The organism is Idiomarina sp. UBA4206, from assembly GCF_002383015.1.
GTDB classification, from domain to species: domain Bacteria; phylum Pseudomonadota; class Gammaproteobacteria; order Enterobacterales; family Alteromonadaceae; genus Idiomarina; species Idiomarina abyssalis.
In genome coordinates, this window is the sequence record NZ_DFTS01000021.1 from 35,476 (window position 1) to 39,371 (window position 3,896).

The window sequence follows — 3,896 nt, forward strand, 5'->3', positions numbered from 1 at the left end:
TCGCCCACGCGCTGGAAACCGAACATAGAGTAATAAATGTAGAACGGAATCATGGGTTCGTTGTTCAACGAGTAGCTGGTACCCGCTGCCACCCAGGACGCCATAGCACCCAGTTCGTTAATGCCTTCCTGAATAACCTGACCTTTTTGGTCTTCACGATAATAGGCGACCTGATCTTTATCTTGTGGTGTGTATTTCTGGCCATGGTGAGAATAAATACCCACTTGACGGAACAGACCTTCCATACCAAAAGTACGGGCTTCGTCCGGAATAATTGGCACAATACGTTTGCCAATTTTCTTGTCTTTCAACAATGCTGTTAAAACACGGACAAAGGCCATAGTCGATGAAATTTCCCGGTCTCCTGAACCTTTCAATACCGCATCAAACGCCTTCAATGCCGGCAACTCCAGTTCCACATCCGTTTCCGGGTTTCGTACTGGCATATAGCCACCAAGCTTTTCGCGACGCTCGTTCAGGTACTTCATTTCGTCGCTGTCTTCTTCAAACTTGTAGTACGGCAAGTCTTCCAGTTCGTCGTCTTTAAACGGAATGTTGAAACGGTCACGCATATGCTTAACCGCATCCAGATCCATTTTCTTAACCTGGTGCGCGATGTTCTTACCTTCACCGGCAGCGCCCATGCCATAACCTTTAACGGTTTTCGCTAAAATAACCTGTGGGCGACCTTTGGTGTTCACCGCTTTGTGATACGCCGAGTAAACTTTTACCGGATCGTGACCACCGCGGTTTAAGCGCCAGATGTCTTCGTCTGACAAGTTGGCAACCATTTCTTCAGTTTCAGGGTACTTACCAAAGAAGTTCTCACGCGTGAACTTACCGCCTTTGGCTTTAAAGTTCTGGTAGTCACCGTCAACGGTTTCTTCCATCAACTGCTGTAATTTACCTTCGGTATCACGATACAACAGCGGATCCCAGTAGCGGCCCCAGATAACTTTAATCACTTCCCAGCCAGCACCGTGGAAGTTGCCTTCCAGTTCTTGAATAATTTTACCGTTACCGCGAACCGGGCCGTCTAAGCGCTGCAGGTTACAATTAATAACAAAGGTCAGGTTGTCGAGTTCTTCACGAGCGGCCAGACCAATAGCCCCCAAGCTTTCCGGCTCATCGGTTTCACCGTCGCCTAAGAAGCAATAAACACGCTGTTTTGAGCAGTCTTTAATACCACGGTCAGTCAGGTACTTCAGGAAGCGGGCTAAATAAATTGCCTGAATTGGACCTAAGCCCATAGAAACCGTCGGGAACTGCCAGAAGTCAGGCATTAAATGTGGATGCGGATAGGAAGGTAGACCTTTACCATCCACTTCCTGACGGAAATTATTAAGTTGTTCTTCGGTTAAGCGTCCTTCAATGAAAGCGCGACCGTAAATACCAGGTGACACATGACCCTGGATAAACAGGAAGTCTCCCCCGTCACCTTCACTTGGTGCGCGGAAGAAGTGGTTGAAACCAACATCGTACAACATGGCAGAAGAAGCGAAACTGGCAAGGTGGCCGCCCAGCTCTTCGCCTTTTTTTGATGCCCGCAACACCATCATGGCAGCATTCCAGCGAATAGCTGAGCGAATCCGCGATTCCAGCGTCTGGTTGCCCGGCATGGTTGGTTCCTGACTAGCCGGAATGGTATTCAAATACGCAGTAGTTGGCTTGTAAGGTAAATATGCACCGTTACGACGGGCTTTGTCGACCAGTTGTTCTAACAGGTAATGCGCGCGCTCCGGGCCTTCTGCCTCAAGCACACCTTCAAGAGCGTCTAGCCACTCCTGAGTTTCCTGCTGATCGACATCTTTGTTTAATTCTTCACTCATAGCTATTCCTTACCTTTTTATCAATTCAGGAACGTCGTAGCGAACGTTGAATACGTGACTGTTCTTTGCCTAATTCCAACAATGTCTGTTCAATATAGGCCAAATGTTGGTGACACGCATCCCGCGCTTGCTCCGGTTGACCTGCAACAATAGCGCTAACCAGTTGCTGCCGGTGTTGATTCAGTTTTTCCAGCAGGTCGTCGCGACCGGCTAATATTTCCAGGTTCTGCCGAATATTCTCGGCCAATAATTCCTGCATGCCCTGAATGACATGCAACAAAATAACATTGTGTGATGCTTCTGCAATACGGTGGTAAAACTCGACGATGGCATTAACCTGCTCATCGATAGTGCTATTTTGGCTATGGCCTAAGCCTTTTATACTCTCAGATATACGATCCAGATCGGCATCGGTTCCTCTTAACGCAGCATAAAAGGAGGATATGCCCTCCAGCGCATGACGAAACTCAAGCAAATCAAACTGCGACTCAGGGTGCTTGGCCAAGAGCTCAAACAGTGGTTCTGTTAGTTGCTCATTGATGCTATTCACAACGTAAGTTCCACCGCCCTGGCGACGTTCTACCACACCTTTGGCTTCCAATTTTTGAATGGCTTCGCGCAGCGATGGGCGTGAAACATTAAATTGCTGAGCCAATTGACGCTCTGCCGGCAGCTTTTGCCCGGCACTAAGCCGACCATCGACGATCATCTGTTCCAGATGCGCCACAATAGTGTCGGAAAGCTTCGTCTGTTTTATGGGTAAATCTGGCATAACGGTAAATTGGTCAGACCAAAAGATGCGGTTATTCTAAATCATTTAACGGCTGAGCCCAAATTTTTCTCAGCTGGTACTACCTCTAGCTGACCCAGCCTGTCAATGTCAGCACGGCAATAGCACAAACCCAGAATATCTGTTGTCGGCGCATCAGGCGCAACTGGCAGGCAGCATGTTCGGTTCGGTCATCCGGGTGCTGCGGGTTGTCTTCTGCTTTACTGGCAACGTTAAACAGAAGCTTATCCGGATCGGCCTGTAGATTCAGGCTTTGTTGCAACCACTCGGGAAGCGCCCGTGAGAAGTGACCAACTATCAATAAACCAAAAGCTGCCAGCCTTACCGGAACCCAGTCAGCAAACCACAACAGTTGCTGCCAGAGGCTAACCGATTCTTCCTCGCGCTGCTGGGTTTCAGCGTAGCGCAGAGTGGCATAAACCAAGGCACCAAAGCTGCCAAACAACACGAAGTAAAACATCACGGCAATATATTGTCGGTAATTGATCCAGATTAAAGAGTCGCTAATTTGGTGAGGCTGATGACGCCCGGCAAATTCAGTCAGAGCCTGTTGATGTTCAATAATACTTGGCTCGTCTCCTCTGTTAGCTGCTTTTAAATATTCTTTGTAGTTTTGCCGGGCCGGTTCACAGTTAAAAGCCAACAGCAGCGCAAAAATACTGACAATAAAAGTCACCATCAGATTGTCCAGTAGCACCACCAACAGGCCAACAGCCACTGCCGGTATCAACAAACGCACAAACTGTAAGGGCTCGCTCTCCCATTTTTCATCCTGCAGACGGGCTGAGCTCCAACGTTGCCAACGTTCCATATAGAAAGCCCAGTGCAAGAATGCAGGGCTGTGGTACAAACGCTCAACGCTTAGTGCTATCAGCAACGCAATGAGGACCATTCATGACTCCTTATAGGGCATTTAAATAGGTTTGCCAGTCAAATTCACTGCCCGGGTCGGTCTTGCGGCCCGGAGCGATATCCTGATGACCGACAATACGACGACGGTTTAATTTTGGGTATGTGGCGATAAGCGCCTCGGTTACCTGGATTAATTGTTGATACTGTTGTTCAGTATAGGCGGTGTGATCGGTTCCTTCGAGTTCAATACCTATACTGAAATCGTTGCACCGCCGACGCCCGCAATACCTTGACTGGCCAGCATGCCACGCACGCTTATCAAAAGGAACGTATTGTTCCAGCGTGCCGTCGCGGCGGATAACACAATGCGCGGACACTCGAAGTCCCTGCAGTATAGAAAAGTCCGGGTGTGCGTCGGTTTCCAG

The 3,896-nt window shown here is 48.8% G+C and carries 4 protein-coding genes; all 4 read right to left on the reverse strand.

The genetic code is table 11. The annotated features are described in order from the left end of the window. On the reverse strand, positions 1–1,829 hold a 1,829-nt coding region (gene aceE / locus B3180_RS04605; RefSeq protein WP_286843299.1), incomplete at its 3' end, for a pyruvate dehydrogenase (acetyl-transferring), homodimeric type. Between the two features lie 25 nt (positions 1,830–1,854). After that, entirely contained in the window at positions 1,855–2,601 is a 747-nt protein-coding gene (pdhR, locus tag B3180_RS04610; protein ID WP_222236454.1) for a pyruvate dehydrogenase complex transcriptional repressor PdhR, read from the reverse strand. An 85-nt stretch (positions 2,602–2,686) separates the two neighbouring features. After that, the gene (ampE, locus tag B3180_RS04615; RefSeq protein WP_273021692.1) at positions 2,687–3,511 is read right to left on the reverse strand and encodes a beta-lactamase regulator AmpE; all 825 of its coding nucleotides are present in this window, start codon (positions 3,509–3,511) and stop codon (positions 2,687–2,689) included. Between the two features lie 10 nt (positions 3,512–3,521). Beyond that, positions 3,522–3,896: 1,6-anhydro-N-acetylmuramyl-L-alanine amidase AmpD (gene ampD / locus B3180_RS04620; RefSeq protein WP_286843302.1), on the reverse strand; the 375-nt coding region annotated here is incomplete at its 5' end.

Bases quoted from the DNA above. Each gene is read 5' to 3' on its own strand.
- pdhR (WP_222236454.1), bottom strand. From the start codon at position 2,601: ATGCCAGATTTACCCATAAAACAGACGAAGCTTTCCGACACTATTGTG.
- ampE (WP_273021692.1), bottom strand. From the start codon at position 3,511: ATGGTCCTCATTGCGTTGCTGATAGCACTAAGCGTTGAGCGTTTGTAC.